This is a genomic window from Kribbella sp. NPDC050241, assembly GCF_044459685.1.
GTDB lineage: Bacteria > Actinomycetota > Actinomycetes > Propionibacteriales > Kribbellaceae > Kribbella.
Genome location: NZ_JBITJE010000001.1, coordinates 1,537,622 through 1,560,769, shown reverse-complemented (window position 1 = coordinate 1,560,769; position 23,148 = coordinate 1,537,622). Strand labels below are relative to the sequence as shown.

The 23,148-nt window shown below is 68.8% G+C and carries 21 protein-coding genes; 17 read left to right on the top strand and 4 right to left on the bottom strand.

The annotated features are described in order from the left end of the window. The first annotated feature begins 30 nt into the window (after positions 1-30). The 6 genes from eccCa (at position 31) to ACIBG5_RS07350 (ending at position 8,859) form a co-directional block, all read left to right on the top strand. Positions 31-4,050, top strand: a complete 4,020-nt coding sequence (gene eccCa, locus ACIBG5_RS07375; protein ID WP_396390672.1) for a type VII secretion protein EccCa — start codon at positions 31-33, stop codon at positions 4,048-4,050. After that, the gene (locus ACIBG5_RS07370; RefSeq protein ID WP_396390671.1) at positions 4,047-4,430 is read left to right on the top strand and encodes a hypothetical protein; all 384 of its coding nucleotides are present in this window, start codon (positions 4,047-4,049) and stop codon (positions 4,428-4,430) included. The genes eccCa and ACIBG5_RS07370 overlap by 4 nt, the downstream gene beginning before the upstream one ends. A gap of 1 nt (position 4,431) precedes the next feature. Beyond that, positions 4,432-5,481, top strand: coding sequence for a DUF6177 family protein (locus ACIBG5_RS07365; RefSeq protein ID WP_396390670.1), 1,050 nt, complete (start codon positions 4,432-4,434; stop codon positions 5,479-5,481). A 28-nt stretch (positions 5,482-5,509) separates the two neighbouring features. Further along, on the top strand, positions 5,510-6,832 hold the full coding sequence (locus ACIBG5_RS07360; protein ID WP_360446951.1) for an EsaB/YukD family protein: 1,323 nt from the start codon (positions 5,510-5,512) through the stop codon (positions 6,830-6,832). A 12-nt stretch (positions 6,833-6,844) separates the two neighbouring features. Further along, on the top strand, positions 6,845-8,119 hold the full coding sequence (locus ACIBG5_RS07355) for a MinD/ParA family protein (protein ID WP_396390669.1): 1,275 nt from the start codon (positions 6,845-6,847) through the stop codon (positions 8,117-8,119). Positions 8,120-8,283: 164 nt separating this feature from the next. Further along, a complete protein-coding gene (locus ACIBG5_RS07350; RefSeq protein WP_360446955.1) occupies positions 8,284-8,859 on the top strand; it encodes a Rieske (2Fe-2S) protein in 576 nt (191 codons plus the stop codon). 54 nt (positions 8,860-8,913) lie between these two features. Here the strand turns inward: ACIBG5_RS07350 and ACIBG5_RS07345 are convergent, their stop codons facing one another. Then, positions 8,914-10,137, bottom strand: coding sequence for a S8 family peptidase (locus ACIBG5_RS07345; protein WP_396390668.1), 1,224 nt, complete (start codon positions 10,135-10,137; stop codon positions 8,914-8,916). Between the two features lie 149 nt (positions 10,138-10,286). Then, complete coding sequence (locus ACIBG5_RS07340) at positions 10,287-10,742, bottom strand: DUF6194 family protein (RefSeq protein ID WP_396390667.1); 456 nt, start codon at positions 10,740-10,742, stop codon at positions 10,287-10,289. 82 nt (positions 10,743-10,824) lie between these two features. On the opposite strand from ACIBG5_RS07340, the gene uvrC reads away from it, so the two are divergent. Genes uvrC through yvcK form a run of 3 tightly spaced genes read left to right on the top strand, consistent with a single transcriptional unit; the run spans position 10,825 to position 14,746 of the window. After that, a complete protein-coding gene (uvrC, locus tag ACIBG5_RS07335) occupies positions 10,825-12,855 on the top strand; it encodes an excinuclease ABC subunit UvrC (RefSeq protein ID WP_396390666.1) in 2,031 nt (676 codons plus the stop codon). Further along, positions 12,855-13,721: an RNase adapter RapZ gene (rapZ, locus tag ACIBG5_RS07330; RefSeq protein WP_131515931.1), complete on the top strand. Its 867-nt coding sequence runs from the start codon at positions 12,855-12,857 to the stop codon at positions 13,719-13,721. The genes uvrC and rapZ overlap by 1 nt, the downstream gene beginning before the upstream one ends. Positions 13,722-13,777: 56 nt before the next feature. Beyond that, positions 13,778-14,746, top strand: a complete 969-nt coding sequence (gene yvcK / locus ACIBG5_RS07325) for a uridine diphosphate-N-acetylglucosamine-binding protein YvcK (RefSeq protein WP_396390665.1) — start codon at positions 13,778-13,780, stop codon at positions 14,744-14,746. 1 nt (position 14,747) lies between these two features. Here yvcK and ACIBG5_RS07320 read toward each other — a convergent pair whose 3' ends face one another. Then, a complete protein-coding gene (locus ACIBG5_RS07320; RefSeq protein ID WP_396390664.1) occupies positions 14,748-15,533 on the bottom strand; it encodes a hypothetical protein in 786 nt (261 codons plus the stop codon). Further along, a complete protein-coding gene (locus ACIBG5_RS07315) occupies positions 15,530-16,039 on the bottom strand; it encodes a SigE family RNA polymerase sigma factor (protein ID WP_396390663.1) in 510 nt (169 codons plus the stop codon). Before ACIBG5_RS07315 ends, ACIBG5_RS07320 begins: the two co-directional genes overlap by 4 nt. Before the next feature lie 134 nt (positions 16,040-16,173). Between ACIBG5_RS07315 and whiA the strand changes: the two genes are divergently transcribed. The 8 genes from whiA (at position 16,174) to ACIBG5_RS07275 (ending at position 23,083) form a co-directional block, all read left to right on the top strand. Then, on the top strand, positions 16,174-17,157 hold the full coding sequence (gene whiA / locus ACIBG5_RS07310; protein WP_131515928.1) for a DNA-binding protein WhiA: 984 nt from the start codon (positions 16,174-16,176) through the stop codon (positions 17,155-17,157). Positions 17,158-17,363: 206 nt separating this feature from the next. After that, positions 17,364-18,371: a type I glyceraldehyde-3-phosphate dehydrogenase gene (gene gap, locus ACIBG5_RS07305; protein WP_396390661.1), complete on the top strand. Its 1,008-nt coding sequence runs from the start codon at positions 17,364-17,366 to the stop codon at positions 18,369-18,371. A gap of 87 nt (positions 18,372-18,458) precedes the next feature. Continuing rightward, a complete protein-coding gene (locus ACIBG5_RS07300) occupies positions 18,459-19,661 on the top strand; it encodes a phosphoglycerate kinase (protein WP_396390659.1) in 1,203 nt (400 codons plus the stop codon). A 5-nt stretch (positions 19,662-19,666) separates the two neighbouring features. Then, complete coding sequence (tpiA, locus tag ACIBG5_RS07295) at positions 19,667-20,473, top strand: triose-phosphate isomerase (protein ID WP_360446973.1); 807 nt, start codon at positions 19,667-19,669, stop codon at positions 20,471-20,473. Beyond that, positions 20,470-20,703: a preprotein translocase subunit SecG gene (gene secG / locus ACIBG5_RS07290; protein WP_131356951.1), complete on the top strand. Its 234-nt coding sequence runs from the start codon at positions 20,470-20,472 to the stop codon at positions 20,701-20,703. The genes tpiA and secG overlap by 4 nt, the downstream gene beginning before the upstream one ends. 16 nt (positions 20,704-20,719) lie before the next feature. Then, positions 20,720-21,079 (top strand): RNA polymerase-binding protein RbpA, encoded by a 360-nt coding sequence (locus ACIBG5_RS07285; RefSeq protein ID WP_131356954.1) that lies wholly within the window; start codon positions 20,720-20,722, stop codon positions 21,077-21,079. A 102-nt stretch (positions 21,080-21,181) separates the two neighbouring features. Then, the gene (locus ACIBG5_RS07280; protein WP_396390655.1) at positions 21,182-22,162 is read left to right on the top strand and encodes an SMP-30/gluconolactonase/LRE family protein; all 981 of its coding nucleotides are present in this window, start codon (positions 21,182-21,184) and stop codon (positions 22,160-22,162) included. A gap of 66 nt (positions 22,163-22,228) precedes the next feature. Beyond that, the gene (locus tag ACIBG5_RS07275) at positions 22,229-23,083 is read left to right on the top strand and encodes an LLM class flavin-dependent oxidoreductase (RefSeq protein ID WP_396390653.1); all 855 of its coding nucleotides are present in this window, start codon (positions 22,229-22,231) and stop codon (positions 23,081-23,083) included. Positions 23,084-23,148: the final 65 nt, after the last annotated feature.

Here is a 23,148-nt window from a genome sequence, read left to right as displayed (position 1 = left end):
CGCGGGCTGGTCCAGCGGAGGAAAACCTTAGTGGCAAGCCGGATCGTGCACCGCCCGGCGCGGCGTACACCTGCCCCCGGGGTGCAGCAGCAGCGAGTGATCGAGGTCGCACCGAGTCTTGGCGGTGCCGGCGGCGGTGGAGGCGGCGGCGCCATGCAGATGCTGCTGCCGATGGTCGGCAGCATCGGTTCGGTCGCGATGATGACGATGGGCCGCTCCGGTCCGATGGTCATGGTCGGCGTCGGGCTGCTCGCGCTCACCATGGTCGGTTCCATCGGCGGCATGGTCGCGTCCCGGGGCAAGGGTGGCAAGGACCGCAAGGAGCAGCGCACCCGCTACCTGGACTACCTGGAGCGGATGCGGGACGACTTCTCGAAAGAGGAGCGGAAGGCCCGGGACCAGGCGCTCGAGCTGAACCCGCCACCGGACGCGCTGCTCGACTGCGTCGTGGATGTGTCACGGCTGTGGGAGCGGCGCCGTACCGACAGTGACTTCCTGCAGCCGCGCTGCGGTAGCGGCCGGGTGCCGGTGGTCCCGGCGTCGGTAGGCCAGGGCGGTTCCGCGATGGAGCCCCCGGACCAGTTCATGATGGCGGAGGCCAACGCGCTGGTCCGGCGGTTCACGCTGATGCCGGACATGCCGCTGACGGTCCCGCTGGACCATGTCGGCAATGTCAGCATCATCGGTGACCGCGAGGGCGTCGTCCGGGTGGCTCGGTCACTGCTCGTGCAGACGGCGGTGTTCCACGCACCGGAGGACGTGATCCTGGCGGCCGCGTATCCGCGGGCCGCGCTCCCGGACTGGCAGTGGCTGAGCTGGCTGCCGCATGTCCAGGACCCGGAGCGCGCGGACGGCCCGACGCCGTTCCGCCGGATCGCCGACACGCCGCAGAAGCTGTCGCAACTGCTCTCGGACGACCTGTCCGAGCGGGTCCAGTGGGCGACCGAGTCGCGCCGAGGCTCGGTGAGCTTCGAGGACCGCCGCAAGCTGACCCAGCGGATCCTGGTCCTGCACGACACGTACGGCGACGTCGCGGCGGAGGTCCGCCCGCAGGCAGACGACTCCCTCGTCCCCGGCGAGCTCGGTGTCACCGTGCTGCACCTGGTCGCCGACCGCGTCCAGGAGCCGAGCTCGGTGACGATGCGCATCACCGTGTACGGCGACGACGTCCGCATCGAGGACCTGCGCGGGCAGTACCCGATGGTCGCCAGCGGCCAGGTCGACCGCCTGGACGCCGCGGTGGCCGAGGGCGTGGCCCGCGAGCTCGCGCCGCTGCGGCTGTCGGTGGAGTCTCTGGAGGAGGACGCCCAGCTCGACGACGTCGACTTCATGGGCCTGATCGGCATCGGGGACGTCGGCGAGCTGGACTTCAGCCAGCTGTGGAAGCCGCGGTCCGATCGGCAGTTCCTGCGGGTCCCGCTGGGGGTCGACGACAACGGCGCCGTCGTCCTGGTCGACCTGAAGGAATCCGCCCAGCTCGGTATGGGCCCGCACGGCCTGTGCATCGGCGCGACCGGTTCGGGCAAGTCCGAGGTACTGCGGACCATGGTGCTGGCTCTGCTGGCCACGCACAGTCCGGAGGATCTCGCGCTGGTTCTGGTCGACTTCAAGGGTGGTGCGTCGTTCGCGCCGTTCGCCGGTGTGCCGCACGTGGCCGGCATCATCACCAACCTGCGTGACGACGCCAGTCTGATCGAGCGCGCGTACAAGAGCCTGGAAGGCGAGGTGCTGCGCCGCCAGCAGGTGCTGAAGGACGCGGGCAACATCGCCAACATCACCGACTACCGGCTGCACCGCGAGCAGAACCCGGACCTGCCGGCGCTGCCGCACCTGTTCGTGATCATCGACGAGTTCGGCGAGTTGCTGAACGAGCGGCCGGACTTCATCGATCTGTTCCTCTCGATCGGCCGGATCGGCCGGTCGATCGGTGTACACCTGCTGCTGTCCAGCCAGCGGATCGAGTCCGGCAAGCTGCGCGGGCTCGAGACCTACCTGTCGTACCGGCTCGGTCTGCGGACGTTCTCCGAGGAAGAGAGCCGGACGGTGCTGGACACCACCGACGCGTTCCACCTGCCGCCGCTGCCGGGCTTCGGGTTCCTGAAGGTCGACACGAGCGTCTACCAGCGGTTCCGGGCGGCGTACATCTCCGGCCCGTACGTCAGGCCGGCTGACGAGGTCGTCGAGAACCAGGGCGAGTACGTCCAGCCGCACGAGCTGACGCCGTACCAGCAGTCCGAGGCGGAGCTGGAGGCCCGCATGCCGGTCGCGGAGAAGGCGACCGAGCGGACGACCGGTCCGACGGTGCTGAACGTGTTCGTCGACCAGGTACGCCGTACCGCTCAGCCGGTGCTGAAGATCTGGCTGCCGCCGCTGCCGGCCTCGTGCACGCTGGACGGTCTGGCCGGCCGTGCGGACTACGTCGACGGCCGTGGGCTGCAGCTGGCGGTCCGCTCGCCGCAGATGTGCCCGCCGGTGGGCGTGGTCGACGACCCGGCCAACCAGCGTCAGGAGGTCCTCCGGCTGGACCTGACCCGGGCCGGTGGTCACGCCGCGATCGTCGGCGGCCCGCAGTCCGGCAAGACGACTGCGCTGCGGACGCTGGTGACCTCGCTGGCGCACACCCACACCCCGCAAGAGGTCGCGATCTACGCGCTCGATCTCGCCGGTGGCGGTATGCAGGCGCTGTCCGAGCTTCCGCACGTCGGCGGTGTCGCGCTGCGCACCGACCGGGAGCGGATCCGGCGGACGGTCGAAGAGATCCGCGGCATGATCGACCAGCGCGAGCGGGTGTTCCGCAACCACGCCATCGACACGATGGAGGCGCTGCGCGCGGACCACGCGGCCGGCAGCCTCCCGGAGCTGCCGACGGCGGACGTTGTCCTCGTGATCGACAACTTCGGCGCGATCCGGACGACGTTCGACGAACTGGACGAGCCGATCACCGACATCCTCCAGCGGGGCAGCAGCTACGGCGTGCACGTGGTCACGGCGATGATGCGGTGGAACGACATCCGGATGCAGAACCAGTCGATGTTCGGGACGATGCTCGAGCTCCGGCTGAACGACCCGTCGGACTCCAATATCGACCGGCGCCTGCAGGACGTGCTGCGCAAGGCAGGCCCGGGCCGGATGCTGATCCCAGGCAGCAAGCTGTACGCCCAGTTCGCACTGCCCCGGATCGACGGTGCGGCCGACGACACGAACCTGACCGACGTACTCGAGGCCCAGGCGGTGGCGGCGCGGTCCACCTGGCAGGGTCCGCGGGCACCGCAGATCCGGATCCTGCCGCTGCAGCTGCCGCGCAACCAGGTGGCCGACGAGGTCCGGCAGCCGGCCGTTGTCCCGATCGGTGTGGACGAGCGGGCGCTGGCACCGGTGCATCTCGACCTGGCCGGCCGGGACACCAACCTGGTCGTCTTCGGCGACAGCGGTTCCGGCAAGACGAACATCGTCCGGCTGGTCGTGCAGCAGCTGCTCGACCAGCACACCTCGGACCAGCTCGTGTTCGCGGTGATGGACCCGCGACGCGGCTTGCGCGAGTTCGTGCCGGAGGCGTACGTCGGTGGCTATGCGCCGACGGGCCGGGTCGCCGCCGGGCTCGCCAACGGGGTGTCGGAGGAGCTGGCGAAGCGGATGCCGGACGACACCGGCGCGATCCCCGAGGCAGGGCAGGGCGGCCCGCGGATCGTCGTGCTGGCCGACGACTACGATCTGCTGACATCGGGCGGCCAGTCGCCGATGGACGCGTTCCTGCCGTACGTCGCGTCGGGCCGCGACATCAAGCTGCACTTCATCGTCACCAGGCGCGCCTCGGGTGCGTCGCGGCAGATGTACGAGCCGTTCATGTCCGCGGTGCTCGAGTCCGGAGCGGCCGGTCTGGTCCTGTCCGGCGACCGCAGCGAGGGACAGCTCTTCACCGGGGCCTACCCGGGCGACTACCCGCCCGGCCGCGGTTTGTTCGTACGACGGGGAGACGGGCCGGAGCTGGTCCAGACGGCGATGGCGGACCCGGCACCGGCCGTCGCCCAGAGCAGCGGAGGAACGACATGACCTACGACCTGGTGGCGCTCGTGGACGGGCGGCCGTCGAGCGACGACATCCTGGCGGGCCTGCAGGCCGCGGGGGAAGAGCTCGGTGTACGCGCGGTCAGCGACGGGGCCGTCGTCCAGCTCTGCGACGCCGACGACCTGCCGCTGGTGTCGGTCGAGCTGCCGTTGCTGATCCAGGTGCCGGGCGAGGTCGAGCGGATGCTCGGTCCCGGCGTCGGTCCGGTGCAGACGCCGGCGTGGTGGGTGGAGATCCGCGCGTCGGCGACCAAGGGTGGCCGCGAAGTGGCGGAGAAGTACGCGAACTCGCTGATCGACCGGCTCGGCGGCAAGCTCTGGACGTCCGCGGGCGTCGGGGCACCCGAGACCGAAGGGACGAACTGAGATGCCGAACGACCTGACCTTCAGCCCGGGCGTCGACCTGATCACGGACAAGGTCGCCGTCGTCATGCAGGACCGCCCGGTGATCGGCATGTCGGCCTGGCTCAGCGACGCGCTGACGTCGGCCAAGGCGGCCGGGCGCGACGTCCAGCTGATCACGCCGAAGGCGTCCCGGCTGACCTGGCCGGTCCGCTCGACGCTGTTCGGCGGCCTGAACGCGAAGTGGGTCGTCACCGCCGACGACGGGGAGTACTTCGACGGCCTCAACGGGGTCCGGCTGAAGTGGAACGGCGAGCAGTTCCTGGCCCGGTCGACGGCCAGGCCAGGGGAGCAGACGTCGGACCTGCATCCTGACTTCGCCGTCCAGGAGGACTTGTTCGGCCAGTTGCAGTTCACCGTGCGGGTCCGGCACAAGCCGGTTGCGAGCCTGGTGCTGGGCCGCGTCGCCGAACGGCTGTTCACCGCGACCACCGGCACCGGACCGGCAGGCTGGTCGACGTCCGAGCCTGTCACCCAGCCCTGGAGCCCGGAGGCGCTGACCGAGTACTGCCGTGGCCGGGCGCCGGATCCGACCTGGTTGATCCTCGCGGGGCAGCCCGGCGCGGAGTTCCGGCCCGCGGTCGGCACATTGGAGGCTCGCCGGACCCAGTCCGGCCTGGACGAGACGGTGACGCTGGCGGTCGCCCAGCCCGGGATGGACTTCCCCGACGTGAACAAGGTCGGCGACTGGATCGACGAGATCGCCGACAATTTCGAGCTGATCTCGGCGATGGTGATGGGGTCGTACGGCGCCGCCGACGGGACCTACCAGCCGCGGTTCGTCGCGATGGCGAGCCCGATCGGGATCGCGGCCGGCCACGAGGCGGTCGAGGGTTCCAGCGTGGCGGAGATGGTGAAGGTCGAGGGGATCAGCAAGGCGCTGGCCATCGGCCCGGCGCACGCGCCCGCGATCTGGTACCCGATCGGGAACGGCCGGGATCCGCGCGACTGGGAGAAGTACGCGGCGCTGATGAAGAAGCTCATCCCGACCGAGGCGCTGGCCGGCCGGAAGTGACGAACGAGTACGACGGGAGTAGACAAGGATGAGCGTGTACAGCCGGGTGACGGTGATCGGTCAGCGCCGTCGGCTGGATGCGGTGCTGCCCGCCGACGAACCGCTCGGCGTACTGCTGCCGGACCTTCTGCGGATGCTGGACGAGCCGCTCCAGCAGACACCTCAGCGGCGCTTCCTCACCACCGCGGCCGGTGCGTTGGTTCCACCGGAGGGCACGCTCGCGTCCGCGCAGATCATCGACGGCACGGTGCTGCGGCTCGCGGCCGAGGGTGAGCTGCCTCCGCCTCCGACCGTGTACGACGTCACCGAGGAAGCCGTCGAGGACCTCAAGCGCCGCGGTACGACGTTCAAGCCCGCGCACCGGCGGATCCTGGCCGGAGCCGGGCTGGTGTTCTCGATCATCGCCGGCGCGATCTCGCTGCTGGTGGCCGCGCCGAACGCGCTGACCGCGGCGATCCTGGTGGTGCTGGCCGCGATCTGTGCCTTCATCGGCATCGCCCTCGGTCGCGGCGGCAGCAAGGTGGTCGCGATCCCGCTGGTCACGGTCGCGACGGTGCTGCTGGCGCTGTCGGTGGGCTTCTGGGCGCTCGACGCGGGATGGGATCTCGGGCTCGTCATCACGCTCGGCGCACTCTGCCTTGCCTTCGGACCGTTGCTGTACGCCGCCGCGGGCGTGGCCGGTGGTGGCGCGGTCGCTTCCGCGACGTCGATCCTGTTCGTCGCGGTCTGGATGATCGGTGTCGGCACCGGACTGGCCACCGAGCGGGTCGGTGCGCTCGCGGCACTGCTCGCCGTACTGCTGCTCGGACTGCTGCCGCGGATGGCGCTGGCGCTGTCCGGACTGTCCAACCTGGACGACCGTCGCGCGTCCGGCCAGGAGATCATGCGCGGCGACGTACAGAGTGCGCTGAACGCGGCGCACCTGGGTCTCGCGTTGGCGACCGTGCCGATCGCAGTGTCGTCGGCGGTCGCCGGGATCATGCTGCTCCGGCAGGGCGGTGCATGGGCGGTCGCACTTGCGCTGGTGCTGGCGTTCCTGCTGGCGTCGCGGTCGCGGTTGTACCCGCTGGTGAGTGAGGTGGCCGTTCTGTTCGCGGCCGCGTTCACGATCGTGACAGGGTGCGTGCTGATCGCGGCGCTGAACGGTCAGGGTGGTGCGTTCATCGCGCTCGGGTTGCTGGTGCTGGTGGCGATGTTCTGCGCCTTCGGTCTCGGTTTCGCACCGGCGGAGCATGTCCGCGCGCGGCTCACGCAACTGCTCGACTATCTTGAGGTCGGGGCGATCATCGTGACGGTCCCCCTGGCGCTGGGTGTGTTCGGCGTCTACTCCAAACTGCTGCACGCGTTCTGACGACCGGATGGAATGACTGAATCGAACTGGCAGGGTGACATGCTGCGCCAGATGGCGGAGCAGCCACCGGCCGAAGAACAGGCCCGCACCGACAACCCGCCGGCTCCCGCGGAACCGGGTCCGGAAGCACCGCCTGCCCCGGCGCCACCGCAACAGCAGTACCCGCCCCAGCCCTACCCCCAGGAGCAGTACCCGCCGCAGCAGTACGACCAGCAGCCGTACACGCCGCAGCAGTACGACCAGCAGCCGTACCCGCCGCAGCAGTACTACCCGCCACAGCAGCCGTACGAGCAGTACCCGCCGCAGCCGTATCCGCAGGAGCAATACCCACCACAGCAGTACCCTCAGCAGCAGTACGGCCAGGGCCAGTACCCGTCGCCGCAGCCAGATCCGTATCAGTACATGCCGCCGCCACAGCACTACGCACCGCAGCAGCCGCCGCCTCAACCTCAGCAGGACGGGTGGGGAGCGCCGCAGCCGCAGCAGGAGGGGGACGAGGGCGACTCGGTGTTCCGGCACTTCCGCCGGATCGCGTCCGAGGCGGCGTACCTGATCGGCGCGTCCGGACGGATGCAGCGCGACGTCGACCACATCGCGACCATCCGCCGTCCGATCGCGATCATGCGTCGCGTCGGCGTGCTGAGTCCGGTCACCGACGGCGGTACGTCGACTGTCACCGCGCTGCTCGCCACCATGCTTGCGGCGCAACGCAGCGACCGCGTGGTCGCGGTGGACGTCGACCCGGCCGGTGCGGAGCTGTCGCGACGGCTCGAGCTGTCGCTGGGCGCCGGTCCGATCGAGGGCGTCAGTCTGGTCCGAAGCGACGCCAGCGCCGACGCGGTCCGTACGACGCTCGCCGAGGTGCAGGGTCAAGGCGCGCGGGACGTCGGTCTGGCTGTGGTGGACTGCCCCGGGACCATGTTCGACGAGATCGCCACCGTGATGGCGTCCTCGGGGCACTGCGCGGTGCTCGTGGTGCCGTCCGCGCAGCAGGTGGCGAACTACTGCCTGACGCAGCTCGACCAGCTGACGCCGGACGGACAGGACGTGCTGCTGAGCCGCGGCGTCGTCGTCATCACCATGGTCGAGAACGTCCACCCGGGCTCGATCAACTGGCTGGTCGAGGCCTTCCGGCAACGCGGTCTGGAGCCGATCGTGCTGCCGTACGACGTCCACATCGCGCAGGCCTGGCCGATGCATACCGAGGAGCTCCAGGCCGAGACGCGGCGCGCTGTGCTGGACCTGGCCGCCCGGGTGGTCGACACCGTCACCCGCACTGCCAGCTGATTCTCAGCAAACTCTCAAATCGCGGTTGAATCCCGTAGCGGTTGAACCGTTCGCCTCAGCTGGTCGTTTGACTCGGTATCCGCCCGTTTGGAGGGGTCGGGTAGACAGCAAAGAAGCAGAGCATTCAATTACTTCGACCAGCAAGCTCCTGGAGGTCCAGATTCATGAGCGATGACACCATGGCACCACCCACCCCGCAGTCGACCGAGGCGACCCCTGCGCCCGAGGACGTGCGCGACCGGAGGACGGTGTTGCGCTGTGCGGCCATGGCTGCACTCGTAGGTGCCAGCGCCCCGATTCTCGCGGCCTGTGGTGGTGGCAACGACACGGCGGGAGGCGGCACCAGCAGCTCCGCGCCGACGACCGGCACCAGCTCAGCACCGACGACGGGCACCAGCTCGGCACCGACCAGCGGGACCAGCTCGGCGCCGCCGTCCAGTGCGAGCGGAGGCACAGTCCTCGGCCCGGTGTCCGACGTACCGGTCGGCGGCGGCAAGATCTTCACCGACGCGAAGGTGGTCGTGACGCAGCCGGCCGCGGGCCAGTTCAAGGGCTTCTCCGCGGTCTGCACCCACCAGGGCAACCCGGTGGGCTCGATCGAGAGCGGACAGATCGTCTGCCCGTTCCACGGCAGCCACTTCAGCATCAGCGACGGCAGCCCGACCAGTGGTCCGGCGCAGCGCCCGCTCCCGGCGGTCAACGTGGCCGTCGAGGGCAGCAACATCGTGCAGTCCGCCTGACAAACAGCGAAAGGCCCGGCCACTCCCAGAGAGCAGCCGGGCCTTTCACACCAGTCAGCCCTGTGCCGGGTCGGCCTTCCCGACGAACAGGAGCTTGTTGGGCGAACCGGTGCCCGGGTCTCCGACCTTGTCCGGCGTCGTCGAGGCGCCGACCAGGGCGGTGGCGACGTCAGCCGGCGTCGCGTCCGGGTGGTCGGCCAGATAGAGCGCGACCCCACCGGCCACGTGCGGCGTGGCCATCGACGTACCGCTCATCTTGGCGGTCGCGTCCGGGTCGGTGATGCCGACCGACGTGATGTCGACACCAGGCGCGAACAGGTCGACGCACGTGCCCCAGTTCGAGAACGTCGCCTTCTGGTCCTGGTCGTCGGTCGCGCCGACCGTGATCGCGGACGGCTCCTTGGCCGGCGAGCCACCGCACGCGTCCGAACTCTCGTTGCCCGCGGCAACGGCGTACGTGACGCCGGAGTCGACCGACGCCTTCACCGCCGCGTCGAGCGCGTCGTCCGCGCCGCCGCCCAGGCTCATGTTCGCCACCGCGGGCTTCTTCGCGTTCTTGGTCACCCAGTCGATCCCCGCCACCACGGACTCGGTCGAACCCGAGCCGCTGCAGTCGAGCACCCGGACGCCGAACACCTTGGCGCCCTTGGCGAGACCGTACGTCGTACCGGCGATGGTGCCGGCCACGTGGCTGCCGTGCCCCATGCAGTCGACGCCGTTCTGACCGTCGCCGACGGTGTCGGTGCCGACCGACGCGCGGCCGCCGAAGTCCTTGTGCTGGGGGTAGATGCCGGTATCGATCACGTAGACGTTCACGTTGTCGGCGGTGGTGGCTGCCTCGTACTTCTTGTCCAGCGGCAGATCGCGCTGGTCGGCCCGGTCCAGGCCCCACGGCGGGTCGTCCTGGCTGACCGTGATCTTCTGGTTCTGCTGTACGTAGGCGACTCGTTCGTCGCCGGCCAGCTTCTTCGCCTGCTCCTCACTCATGCTCGCCGAGAAGCCCTTGATCGACACGTCGTACTGGTCGCGGACCTTCACGTCGTAGCTGCTCGCCAGGCTCTGGTTGGTGGCCCGGGTCTGGGCCTGCGAGCGCTGGCCCGCGAGGACGACGATGTAGCTGCCTGGGATCGCGTCTGCGGTGCCGGCGCCGCGGATCGTCACGTCGGCCTGCTGTGCGGCATCACTGCCGGCAGCGGTGGCGACGATGACTGTGGCGGCGAGCGCGGCCGCTGCCACGGCGCCGAGAACGGCACGTGGCCTGCGTACGGATAGGGACATGGGCGGAACTCCCTCGAGTCAGCGCAAGGCCTTGTTGCCTCACGCAAAGGACCTGCCTGTCTACCCTGAGTCACAGGCTAGAGAGCCCGCTCATCCCAACCGGGGGTCAGACCGGCCTTATGGGACAACCCGCAACACGATCGCAATGTTCACTTGGTTTGCCGGGCCCGATGCCGGTCGTACTTGCGGACCGCGAACTCGTAGGCCTCGGTCAGCAACGGCTTCAACGGGTCGAGTTCGGTGGGGGAGACGATGCAGACCCAGTACTGCGAGGCGTAGAAGGGATGCGGCATCAGCTTGTCGCGTTGGGTGTAGTCGTGGCCCGAGTCGAGCACCCAGTCGGCATCCCGCTCGGTCGGCACGGGTCCGAAGAGTGAGGTGTACGTCGCCTTCGTCAGGCCGATGTTGAGTCGCCACGCCCCGGGCTCGTCCAGCCGGGAGACCTTCTCGTAGTGGTCGCCGGTGACGATCGTGGCGAAGGGTTGCTGCCGCTCCGGCGGCAGGTCCGCGGCCGGGTCGTACAGGTAGAACAGGTCGTCCTGGGCCTCGAGTACCCGCAGGCCGTCGTCCGCGCGGATCAGCCGATCCAGTTCGTCGACGTTCATGCTTTCAAGTGTGTCATTGAAGTTGCAGTAGAGACTTTTGCGGAATTCCGGATTTGTCGGCGAACCGAACTAGGGTGGTTGGGTGGCTGATCCGTCCTCGTACCGTCCCGCTCCAGGGTCGATCCCCGACTCACCCGGTGTCTACCGCTTCAGTGATGCTGCCGGACGGGTGATCTACGTCGGCAAGGCGAAGAACCTGCGGGCCCGGTTGTCGTCGTACTTCCAGGACCTGATCAACCTGCATCCGCGCACCCAGGCGATGGTCACGACGGCCTCGAAGGTCGAGTGGACCGTGGTCGGCAGCGAGGTCGAGTCGCTGCAGCTCGAATACTCCTGGATCAAGGAGTACGACCCGCGCTTCAACGTGAAGTACCGCGACGACAAGTCGTACCCGTGGCTCGCCATCACCCTCAACGAGGACTACCCGCGGGTGATGGTCGGCCGGGGCCAGAAGAAGAAGGGCGTCCGGTACTTCGGTCCGTACAGCCACGCCTGGGCGATCCGCGAGACCGTCGACCTGCTGCTGCGGGTGTTCCCGATGCGCTCGTGCAGCAAGGGCGTGTTCAACCGGCACCGCCAGATCGGCCGTCCGTGCCTGCTCGGCTACATCGGCAAGTGCGCCGCGCCCTGCACCGGTCAGGTGAGCCAGGAGGAGCACCGCAAGATCGTCGACGACTTCGCGGCCTTCCTTTCCGGCCAGACCGCGACGTACGTGCGCCGGCTGGAGAAGGAGATGAAGGCCGCGGCGGCCGAGCTGGAGTACGAGCGGGCCGCGAAGATCCGCGACGACCTGGCCGCGCTGGAGAAGGCGCTGGCAAAAAACGCGGTGGTCCTCGGCGACGGGACCGACACCGACGTGATCGCCCTCAGCGAGGATCCGCTCGAGGTCGCGGTGCAGATCTTCTACGTGCGGGGCGGCCGGATCCGCGGTGAGCGCGGCTGGATCGCCGACAAGGCAGACGGTACGGCGACCACCGGCGACCTGGTGTCGCGGTTCATCCAGCAGACGTACGCCGGTGACTCGGGCGACGTGATCCCGCGCGAGATCCTGGTCCCGACCGAGCCGGACGACGCCGAGGCGCTGACCGAGTGGCTGTCCGAGCTGCGCGGCTCGAAGGTGTTCATCCGGGTCCCGCAGCGCGGTGACAAGAAGGCGCTGATGGAGACGGTCGGGCGGAACGCGCTGCAGACGCTGACCATGCACAAGACCAAGCGGGCCAGCGATCTGACCACTCGCAACCTGGCGCTGGAGGAGATCCAGGCCGCGCTCGATCTGCCGGAGGCGCCGCTGCGGCTGGAGTGCTACGACGTCTCGAACCTGCAGGGCACCGAGGTGGTCGCCTCGATGGTCGTCTTCGAGGACGGCCTGCCCCGCAAGAGCGAGTACCGGCGGTTCGTCATCAAGGGCGTCGACGGGCAGAACGACGTCGCGTCGATCGCCGAGGTGCTGACCCGGAGGTTCAAGCGGCTGCTGGACGAGCGGGCCACGTTGCAGGAGGACGAGGACCCGGTTGCCGGCCTGATCGACCCGGAGACCGGTCGCGCGCGGAAGTTCTCCTACGCGCCCGGTCTGGTCGTGGTCGACGGCGGTCCGCCGCAGGTCGCGGCCGCGCGGCAGGCGATGGACGAGCTCGGCCTCGGCGACATTCCGGTCGTTGGCCTGGCCAAGCGGCTCGAGGAGGTCTGGGTCCCGGACGAGGAGGACCCGGTCATCTTCTCCCGCACGTCCGAAGGGCTGTATCTCCTGCAGAGACTGCGCGACGAGGCGCACCGGTTCGCCATCACCCATCACCGCAGCCGGCGGTCGAAGTCGATGGTGGAGAGCGTCCTCGACGAGGTCTCCGGCCTGGGCGAGGTGCGGCGCAAGACGCTGCTGCGGCATTTCGGGTCCCTGAAGAAGCTGCGCCAGGCGACCGTGGACGAGGTCGCCGACCTGCCCGGGTTCGGTCGTCGGACGGCGGAGTCCGTCGTACTCGCGGTGAACGCTGCGGCAACGAAGGCCGATACCGGCCGGGCGCCGTCGGTGAACACCGCCACAGGCGAGATACTGGATGACGACGTCCCGGCGCCGGCCGGGGCGCCCGACGGGGACCCAAGGAGAACTGAGAGCTGATGGACGACTCGGGCGGCAATCTCATCATCGTGTCCGGTATGTCCGGCGCGGGACGGAGCTCGGTCGCGGACGTACTGGAGGACCTCGGCTGGTTCGTGGTCGACAACCTGCCACCGATGTTCCTGACGACCCTCGTCGAGCAGGTCGTCGGCACCGGCGCGGCGCCCCGGCTCGCGATCGTCGTCGACGTCCGGACCGGGCTGTTCTTCGACGAGCTGAGCTCGGCGATCCACGACCTGCGGCTGAAGGGGTACCGGCCGCTGACGCTGTTCCTCGAGGCCTCCGACGACGTGATCGTGCGCCGGCAGGAGAGCGTCCGCCGGCCGCACCCGCTGCAGGGCGAGGGCCGGCTGCTGACCGGGATCCAGCGCGAGCGTGAACTGCTCGGCGACATCCGGGCCGGCGCGGACCTGGTCATCGACACCTCGAACATGAACATCCACCAGCTCGCCGCGAAGATCGTGAACGCCTTCGGCGACGAGGAGAACGCCGAGCTGCGGGCGACCGTGGTGTCGTTCGGGTTCAAGTACGGCATCCCGGTGGACGCCGACGTGGTGGCCGACATGCGGTTCATCCCGAACCCGTACTGGCAGCCGGATCTGCGGCCGATGACCGGGCAGGACAAGCCTGTGTCAGACTTCGTCCTCGGCCATCCGCTGGCCCAGCAGTTCCTGCAGAACTACGTGGACGTGCTGGACACCCTGCGGACCGGCTACCTGAACGAGGGCAAGCGCTTCGTCACCGTCGCGATCGGATGCACCGGGGGTAAGCACCGCAGTGTCGCGATGGCCGAGGAGATCGCCCGCAGGCTGCGCGAGAGAGGGTCACCGACGTTGGTCGTACACCGGGATCTGGGGCGGGAGTGAGCCAGGGCGTCTGGGACGACTCTGCCCGCGGAGAGCACGGGCCGGGGCGCTCTGACGTGCCGGCTGGGGGGCGACCCACAGACCCCCGCTCAGCCCCCCGGGTCGTCGCCTTAGGTGGGGGGCATGGCTTGGCAGCCTCTCTGTCCGCACTCCGTCATGTCACCGACCAGCTGACCGCGGTCGTCACGGTCGCCGACAACGGTGGCTCGTCCGGACGGTTGCGTCGCGAGCTCGGTGTGCTGCCGCCTGGTGATCTGCGGATGGCGCTGGCCGCGCTGTGCCGCGACGACGAGTGGGGCCGGACGTGGGCCGACGTACTGCAGCACAGGTTCCGCAGCAACGGTGAGCTGCACGATCACGCGGTCGGCAACCTGTTGATCGTCGCGTTGTGGGAGTTGCTCGGCGAAGCAGTCGACGGACTCGACTGGGTGGCCCGGCTACTCGGCGCACAAGGCCGCGTCCTGCCGATGTCCGCCGTACCGCTGGACATCACCGCGCGCGTGCTCGGGCTGGATCCGGAGCATCCGGAGGCGATCGCGGAGATCCGCGGCCAGGCCGAGGTGGCGACGACCGAGGGTCACGTCGTCGATGTCACACTCGACCCGGCCGACCCGCCGGCCTGTCCCGAGGCTTTGGTGGCCATCGCGGAGGCCGACTGGGTCGTGGTCGGCCCGGGCTCGTGGTTCACGTCAGTGATCCCGAACTTGCTGGTTCCCGAACTGTCTCGCGGCCTCCAGGAAACGAGCGCTCGCCGGTTGCTCACCCTGAACCTCGGTGAACAGAAGGGCGAGACCGACGGTTTCTCGCCGGAAACGCACCTCGAAGTGCTGGCGGCTCATGCGCCGGATCTGCGCATCGATGTCGTCCTCGCCGACGAACAACATGTCCCCGACCCGGAGTCGCTGCGCCGTACTGCGCAAGCCCTCGGCGCCGACCTGGTGATCGCCGACATCGCCGCCGAGGACCGCCAGCTCCACCACGACCCAGGCAAACTGGCCAAGATCTACCGCGAACTCTTCGAGTGACTCACCGTGGGTAGACAGGTTTGCGGTGCGAGCTTTCCCCCTCCCACGGGTTGTAGATGTTCGTGTCGAACCGCGCGATCTCCCGGCCGTTCTTGTCGTAGTAGATCGCCCAGATCGGCTTGTCCCGCACCTTGAGGGGGGTGAGATCGGCGTACCAGAGCATGAAGCCGTTCTTCACCGCCGCCTCGCTGGTGACGCCGTCGATCTGGATCTCGACCGAGGCGATGTTCTTGGGCACGGGTCCTTCCGTGCCGTTGTTGTCGGTCCAGTTCACGAAGGCCTCCTGGAACTTGAGGTCCTCGCGCAGGTAGTAGTCGGTGGGGGCGCCGGCGCTGGAGTTCTCCTGGCAGATCGCCCACTTCTTCTTGTCGGGGGACACCAGGATCGCCCGGATCCAGGTGTCGGCCGCCTGGCTGATGGCGACCTTCCAGCCGGCGATCGATCCTGTGCCGCCACCGGCCTTGTGGTTGCCGAGCTGCCATTGGTCGTCGAGAGGTCTGCAGCGACTGACGATCTGCGCGTCGGTGAGATGGCTGGCTGCCGGCTGGAGCGTCGGCCCGGCACCCGGGACGCCGGCCGGCCGGACGCCGTCGGGGCGGTGTCCGGTCCACGCGGTGATACCTGCGACCACCGCGGCGGTGGTGACAAGCGTGGTGGCGACGGTCGCGGCCCGAGTGATCCGCGTCGTCCGGCGACCGCGGCGAACGATGTCGCCGACGGACGTCTGCAGTGGATGATCGGTGTCGTCGGCGGCCTGGATCATCAGCTGTTCGAGGTCGGTGCTCACGGTGTGCTCCTCACGGTCTGGTCGAGTAGTTCGCGGAGGCGGGCCAGGCCGCGAGAGGTCTGGCTCTTCACTCCGCCGATGCCGACACCGAGGACTTCGGCGGTCTGTTCGAGGCTCAGGTCCGCGTAGTGCCGCAGGACGACGCAGGCCCGCTGACTCGGCGGCAGTGCGGCGAGTGCCCGCACCACGAGCAGACGGTCGTCAACGGCCGCGGCGGCATCCGGCAGGGGTGCGGTGCTCTCGTCGGTGATGTTGTCGAGGCGTTCGCGGCGCCAGGGACGGCGGGCCTGCGTCAGTACGGCGTTCACCACGCAGCGGTGGGCGTATCCCAGGAGACCGTCCCCGCGCTCGATCCGGTTCCACCGCCGGTAGACACTCACGAGTGCATCCTGGGCGGCGTCCTCGGCGCGATGCCAGTCGCCGCACATCAGGTACGCCGTACGGCGCAGCCTGGGCATGGTCACCGCGGCGAACTCGGTGAACTCGTCCTCGTCGCGTCGTCTCATCCAGCCTCCTCACAGGTGTCGATGAGGGAATGCGGCGAGTTGTTCGGAAGGTTGCACCGCCCGTAACAGATCGGCCGGGTGGCCGTTGGAGTTGCAGCCCGAGGGTCTTTGACAGCGGTGGGAGGATGGCGTTCATGGCGATGACAGCACAGGTGAAGTCCGAGTTGACCAGTATTCAGGTCACGAAACCCTGTTGCCGCAAGGCCGAGGTGTCCTCCGTCCTACGCTTCGCGGGCGGTCTGCACCTGGTGTCCGGGCGGATCGTCATCGAAGCCGAACTGGACAGTGGCGCTGCCGCTCGCCGGCTGCGCAAGGACATCGCCGAGATCTTCGGCCACCCGTCGGACGTCGTCGTGATCTCCCCGTCCGGAATCCGGAAGCAGACGAAGTACGTCGTCCGCGTGGTGCGCGACGGCGACGCGCTGGCCCGCCAGACCGGGCTGGTCGACAACCGCGGCCGTCCGGTCCGCGGCCTTCCGCCGGCAGTCGTGTCGGGCGCCTCCTGCGATGCAGTGGCCGCGTGGCGTGGTGCCTTCCTCGCGCACGGCTCGCTGACCGAGCCCGGCCGGTCGTCCTCGCTCGAGGTGACCTGCCCCGGTCCCGAGGCTGCTCTGGCGCTGGTCGGCGCGGCCCGGCGACTCGGCATCGGTTCGAAGGCCCGCGAAGTACGCAACGTCGACCGCGTGGTGATCCGCGACGGCGACGCGATCGGGGCACTGCTGACCCGCCTCGGTGCGCATGAGTCCGTGCTGGCGTGGGAGGAGCGGCGGATGCGCCGCGAGGTCCGCGCGACAGCGAACCGGCTGGCCAACTTCGACGACGCGAACCTGCGCCGCTCCGCGCGTGCAGCGGTTGCTGCCGGTGCACGTGTCGAGCGTGCGCTGGAGATCCTGGGCGACGACGTACCCGACCATCTGCAGGTGGCGGGCAAGCTGCGGCTCGAGCACAAGCAGGCGAGTCTGGAGGAGCTCGGGCAGCTGCACGAGCCGGCCCTCACCAAGGACGCGGTCGCCGGCCGCATCCGCCGCCTGCTGGCGATGGCGGACAAGCGCGCCGCCGACCTCGGCATCCCGAACACCGAGGCGAACCTGACGCCGGAGATGCTCGACCCGGCCTGATCCAGTACCAGCCAGTCAACTGGTATTCACATGGCGGCCCCGGAAGGTTTCCGGGGCCGTTGTGCGTGCCGCCGGCCCGCCCGGCGGGCCGTCGCGAGCGGCGGTGGTCTGCTGTGGACGCTACCAGTTGGCCGAGTGGGCTCTTGGGCTAGTGTTCGGGGTGAAGCGGCAGTGCTCGAAAGCTAGTTCTGAGGAGACGCAGTCCCGTGACCGTACGCGTAGGTATCAACGGCTTCGGCCGGATCGGCCGTAACTTCTTCCGCGCCGCGCAGGCGTCCGGTGCCGACATCGAGGTCGTCGCCGTCAACGACCTGACCGACAACCAGACCCTCGCTCACCTGCTGAAGTACGACTCGATCCTGGGCCGCTTCCCTGGTGAGGTCTCCGCGACCGACGACGACATCACCGTCTCCGGTCACAGCTTCAAGGCGTTCGCCGAGCGCGACCCCTCGAACCTGAAGTGGGCCGACGTCGGCGCCGACGTCGTGATCGAGTCGACCGGTTTCTTCACCGACGCCACCAAGGCCAAGACGCATGCCGACAACGGCGCCAAGAAGGTCATCATCTCCGCCCCGGCGAAGAACGAGGACCTGACCGTGGTGATGGGCGTGAACCACGACCTGTACGACGCCGAGAAGCACACCGTGATCTCGAACGCGTCCTGCACCACCAACTGCATCGCCCCGCTGGCCAAGGTCCTGCACGACGCGTTCACGATCGAGAAGGGTCTGATGACCACGATCCACGCGTACACGCAGGACCAGAACCTGCAGGACGGCCCGCACAAGGACCTGCGCCGCGCCCGCGCCGCCGCGCTGAACATCGTGCCGACCTCCACCGGCGCCGCGAAGGCGATCGGCCTGGTGCTGCCCGAGCTCAAGGGCAAGCTGGACGGCTACGCGCTGCGCGTCCCGGTCCCGACCGGCTCGGCCACCGACCTCACCGTCACCGTCGGCCGCGAGGTCACCGCCGACGAGGTCAAGGAGGCCTACAAGGCGGCCGCCGCCGAGGGCAGCCTGAAGGGCTACCTGACCTACACCGAGGACGAGATCGTCTCCACCGACATCGTCACCGACCCGGCGTCCTGCATCTTCGACGCGGGCCTGACCAAGGTGATCGGCAACCAGGTCAAGGTCGTCGGCTGGTACGACAACGAGTGGGGCTACTCGAACCGCCTCGTCGACCTGGTCAACCACGTCGGCGCCTCGCTCTGACGCGTCCCGTTCACGTTGCGTCCGGAGAACTGTGGCTTCCTGCCACAGTTCTCCGGACGTTAGCCGTTTCTTCGAAGGAAGCTGACAGTGAAGACGATTGAAGAACTGGGCGACGTGGCCGGCCTGCGGGTGCTGGTCCGCTCCGACCTGAACGTGCCGATCGACGGCGACACGATCGGCGACGACGGCCGGATCCGTGCGTCGTTGCCGACGCTGGTCCAGCTGGCCAGGGCCGGCGCCAAGGTGATCGTCACCGCGCACCTCGGCCGCCCGAAGGGCACGCCGGACCCGAAGTTCACCCTGGCCCCGGTGGCCAAGCGGCTCGGCGAGCTGCTGCAGCCCGAGGGCATCACCGTGCGCTTCGCGGCCGACGTCACCGGTGACAGCGCGCAGGAAGCCGTCCAGGAGCTGGACGAGGGCGAGGTGCTGCTGCTCGAGAACGTGCGGTACGACCCGCGCGAGGAGAGCAAGGACGAGACGCAGCGGGGTGCGCTGGCCGAAGAGCTGGCCGCGCTGGCCGATGTGTTCGTCAGCGACGGCTTCGGTGTGGTGCACCGCAAGCAGGCCAGTGTGTACGACGTCGCACGCCAGCTGCCGCACGCCGCGGGCGGCCTGGTGCTGGCCGAGGTCGACGTACTGAAGAAGCTGACCGAGAGCCCGCAGCGCCCGTACGTCGTCGTGCTCGGCGGCGCGAAGGTGTCGGACAAGCTCGCGGTGATCGACAACCTGCTGGCCAAGGCCGACAAGCTGCTGATCGGTGGCGGCATGGTCTTCACCTTCCTGAAGGCGCAGGGGCACGAGGTCGGCAAGAGCCTGCTCGAGGACGACCAGCTGGACACGGTCAAGGGCTACCTGGAGACCGCGAAGGCCAAGGGCGTCGAGATCGTGCTGCCGACCGACATCGTGGTCGCGCCCGAGTTCAAGGCCGATTCGCCGGCGACTGTCGTGGCCGCGGACGCGATCCCGGCCGACCAGCTCGGCCTCGACATCGGCCCGGAGTCCGCCAAGGCGTTCGCCGCCGAGATCGCCGGAGCGAAGACGGTGTTCTGGAACGGTCCGATGGGCGTCTTCGAGATGGAGGCGTTCGCGGGCGGAACGAAGGCCGTCGCGCAGGCGTTGACCGAGGTGGACGGGCTGAGCGTGGTGGGTGGCGGTGACTCCGCCGCGGCCGTGCGCCAGCTAGGCTTCGCGGACGACGCGTTCGGGCACATCTCCACCGGTGGTGGGGCGTCGCTCGAATATCTGGAGGGCAAGGAGCTCCCGGGTCTCGCAGTACTGGAAGAGGACTGAGCACGATGGCAGATGCTGCCCGTACGCCACTCATGGCGGGCAACTGGAAGATGAACCTCAACCATGTTGAGGCCGTGCACCTGCTACAGAAGCTGTCGTGGACGCTGCAGGACAAGAAGCACGACTTCGAGCGGGTCGAGGTCGCGGTGCTGCCACCGTTCACCGACATCCGCAGCGTGCAGACGCTGGTCGACGGTGACCGGATGAAGATCAAGTACGGTGCCCAGGACGTGTCGCTGCATGACGCGGGCGCCTACACCGGTGAGATCTCGGCGGCGATGCTGTCCAAGCTCGGCTGCACCTACGTGCTGGCCGGGCACTCCGAGCGCAGGCAGTACCACCACGAGACCGATGCGGTGGTGAACGCCAAGGCAGCCAAGGTGCTCGAGGCCGGACTGATCCCGATCGTCTGTGTCGGCGAGGGCCTCGAGGTCCGGCAGGCCGACGGTCACGTCGAGCACTGCGTGAACCAGATCGACGGCGCGCTCGCCGGGCTGAAGGCGGACGACGTTCGCAAGCTCGTCATCGCCTACGAGCCGGTCTGGGCGATCGGCACCGGCGAGGTGGCCACCCCGGAGGACGCGCAGGAGGTCATCGCGGGGATCCGCGGCCGGCTGGAGGAGACGTTCTCACCCTCGGTGGCCGACTCGGTACGGATTCTTTACGGCGGATCGGTGAAGATGGCCAGCGCAGGTGGCATCATGGCCCAACCGGACGTGGACGGTTGCCTGGTGGGCGGTGCCAGCCTGCAGGTCGACGAGTTCGCCGGAATCTGCCGTTACCTGGACCTTCAGTTAGGCTACTCCTCGTGATTCTCGCTTTCTCGATCGTCGTGATCATCTGCAGCCTGATCCTCACGCTGCTCGTGCTGCTGCACAAAGGCCGCGGTGGCGGTCTGTCCGACCTGTTCGGTGGCGGTGTGTCGTCCAGCCTGGGCGGCTCATCGGTCGCGGAGCGGAACCTGGACCGGATCACGATCGGCATCGGTCTGGTCTGGTTCGCTGCCATCGTGGCGCTCGGCCTGCTCTACAAGCTCGGCTGAGGGGGAGTAGGTTCCCGTGGCTGGTGGTGGTAGTGCGATTCGTGGCAGCCGGGTCGGTGCGGGCCCGATGGGCGAGGCGGAGCGTGGCGACAGCGCGCCCCGGCAGCGCATCGTGTTCTTCTGTGCGAACGGGCACGAGACCGCGACGGTGTTCGCCGTCGAGGCAGCGATCCCGGAGGCGTGGGATTGTCCGCGGTGCGGTCTGCCGACCAGCACCGATGTGAACAATCCGCCCCCGCCGCCGAAGATCGAGCCCTACAAGACGCACCTGGCCTACGTGAAGGAACGGCGCAGCGAGCAGGAGGCCGCCGAGATCCTCGAAGAGGCCCTCGAAAAACTCCGCGCCCGCCGCGCCCGCGGCGAGGTCATCTTCTGATCTGCAACGCCCAGCCCGGACCGATCGCCGATCGGCCCGGGCTGTCGCGTTTCGTGCTGACCCACTGACAGGCAGTGCGACATACGCGTTAAGGTCGGCGGCATGAAGTCTTCGATCTCGCCGGTGCGTTGGACGCCGCCGCCGGCTGCCGCGGCTCGTCACCCGAAGAACGTCGCTGTGGAGACGGTGGCGATGCCGGGGAAGGGGCCGGAGGACACGCTGATCGATGACGACGGGAGTGTGCTGACCGGTCTGTTCGACGGGCGGATCCTGCGGGTCAGCGGGGACGGCAAGACGATCACCACGGTGGCGGACACCGGTGGGCGGCCACTCGGTCTCGAGTGGTTGCCGGACGGCAAGGTGCTGGTCTGCGACGCGAACCGCGGTCTGCTGACGCTGGACAAGGACGGCCGGATCGCGACGCTGCTGGCCGAGATCGACGGCCGCCCGATGCGTTTCTGCAACAACGCGGACGTGATGCCGGACGGCACGATCTACTTCACCGACTCGTCCACGCGCTTCGGCGTCGACGAGTGGATGGCCGACCTGCTGGAGCATTCCTCGACGGGCAGTGTGTACCGGCTGACCCCGGACGGTCAGGTCACCCAGCTGGCCACTGGCCGTTCGTTCCCCAACGGCGTGGCGCTCAGCGGTGATCGCCGTACGCTCTTCTGGGCCGAGACCGCGACGTACGGGCTGTTCAAGCTCGACCTCGCGGATCCTGAAGCCGATCCGGTGCAGGTGGCCGCGATCCCAGGGCTTCCGGACAACATCGCGCGTGGCTCGGACGGCCTGATCTGGGTGGCGATCGGCTCGCCTCGCAACGCGCTCCTCGACCTGCTGCTGCCGAAGCAGCCCGTCTTCCGCAAGCTCGTCTGGCAGTTGCCCGAAGCCCTCAAACCGAAGGCCGCCGACATCATCGAGATCCAGGCGTACGACGACAACGGCACGCTGGTGCACGACCTTCGCGCCAAACACCCGGACTTCCACATGCCCACCGGGGTGCGCGAGCGGGACGGCAAGGTCTGGCTGGGCAGCATCGGCACGAGCTCGCTGGCCAGCTTCCCGACCCCGGTGCGCTAGCAGAAGACGCAGCCATTGGATGCCGTTGGCAAACTCGGGAAACAGCCGGCGTACTAGGGTGCGGGCATGCGATTCGGGATCACGATCCTGCCGGAGTACCGGTGGAAGGACGCGGCGCCGCGGTGGCGGCGGGCGGAGGAGCTCGGCTTCGACCATGTCTGGACCTACGACCACCTGACCTGGGGCGGCCTGCAGGACTCGCCGTGGTACGGCACGACGCCGACGCTGACCGCGGCGGCGCTGGTGACGTCGACGATCCGGCTGGGCACGTTCGTGACGTCGCCGAACTTCCGTCATCCACTCGCGCTGACCCGCGACATCCTGGCCCTCGACGACGTGTCCGACGGGCGCTTCCTGTGCGGCATCGGGTCGGGCGGCGGCATCGACGCGACGATCCAGGGTGGTCCGGAGCTGACCGCGCGGGAGAAGGTGGACCGGCTGACGGAGTTCGTCGAGTTGCTGGACAAACTGCTGACGAACGACGGTGTCGACTACCTCGGCGAGTACTTCGAGACGCGCAACGGCCGCACTCTGCCGGGATGCGTGCAGCAGCCGCGGGTGCCGTTCATCATGGCCGCGAACGGACCACGGTCGCTCCGGCTCGCCACGAAGTACGGCACCGGCTGGGTAACGACGGGCCTGAAGTCGCCGGACTTCGACACCTGGTTCGCGTCCGTCGTCGACCTCAGCCACCGGCTGGACGACGTACTCCAGGGCAAGTCGTTCGACCGCTACCTGGCCTTGGACTCGGCTCGCTACTCACTGTCCAGCGTGGCGGCCTTCGAGGACGTCGTCGGCCGTGCGGGGGAGCTGGGCTTCACCGACGTCATCACTCATTGGCCCCGCTCCGAAGGCGTCTACGCGGGCAGCGAGGACGTCCTGGAGCAGGTTGTCGCCGAGGTCGTTCCCCGCTACCGCTAGGGCGCCGGGGTGGCGAAAGAGCCGCACACCGGGTGGTGTGCGGCTCTTTCATTTCAGTTTCGAGA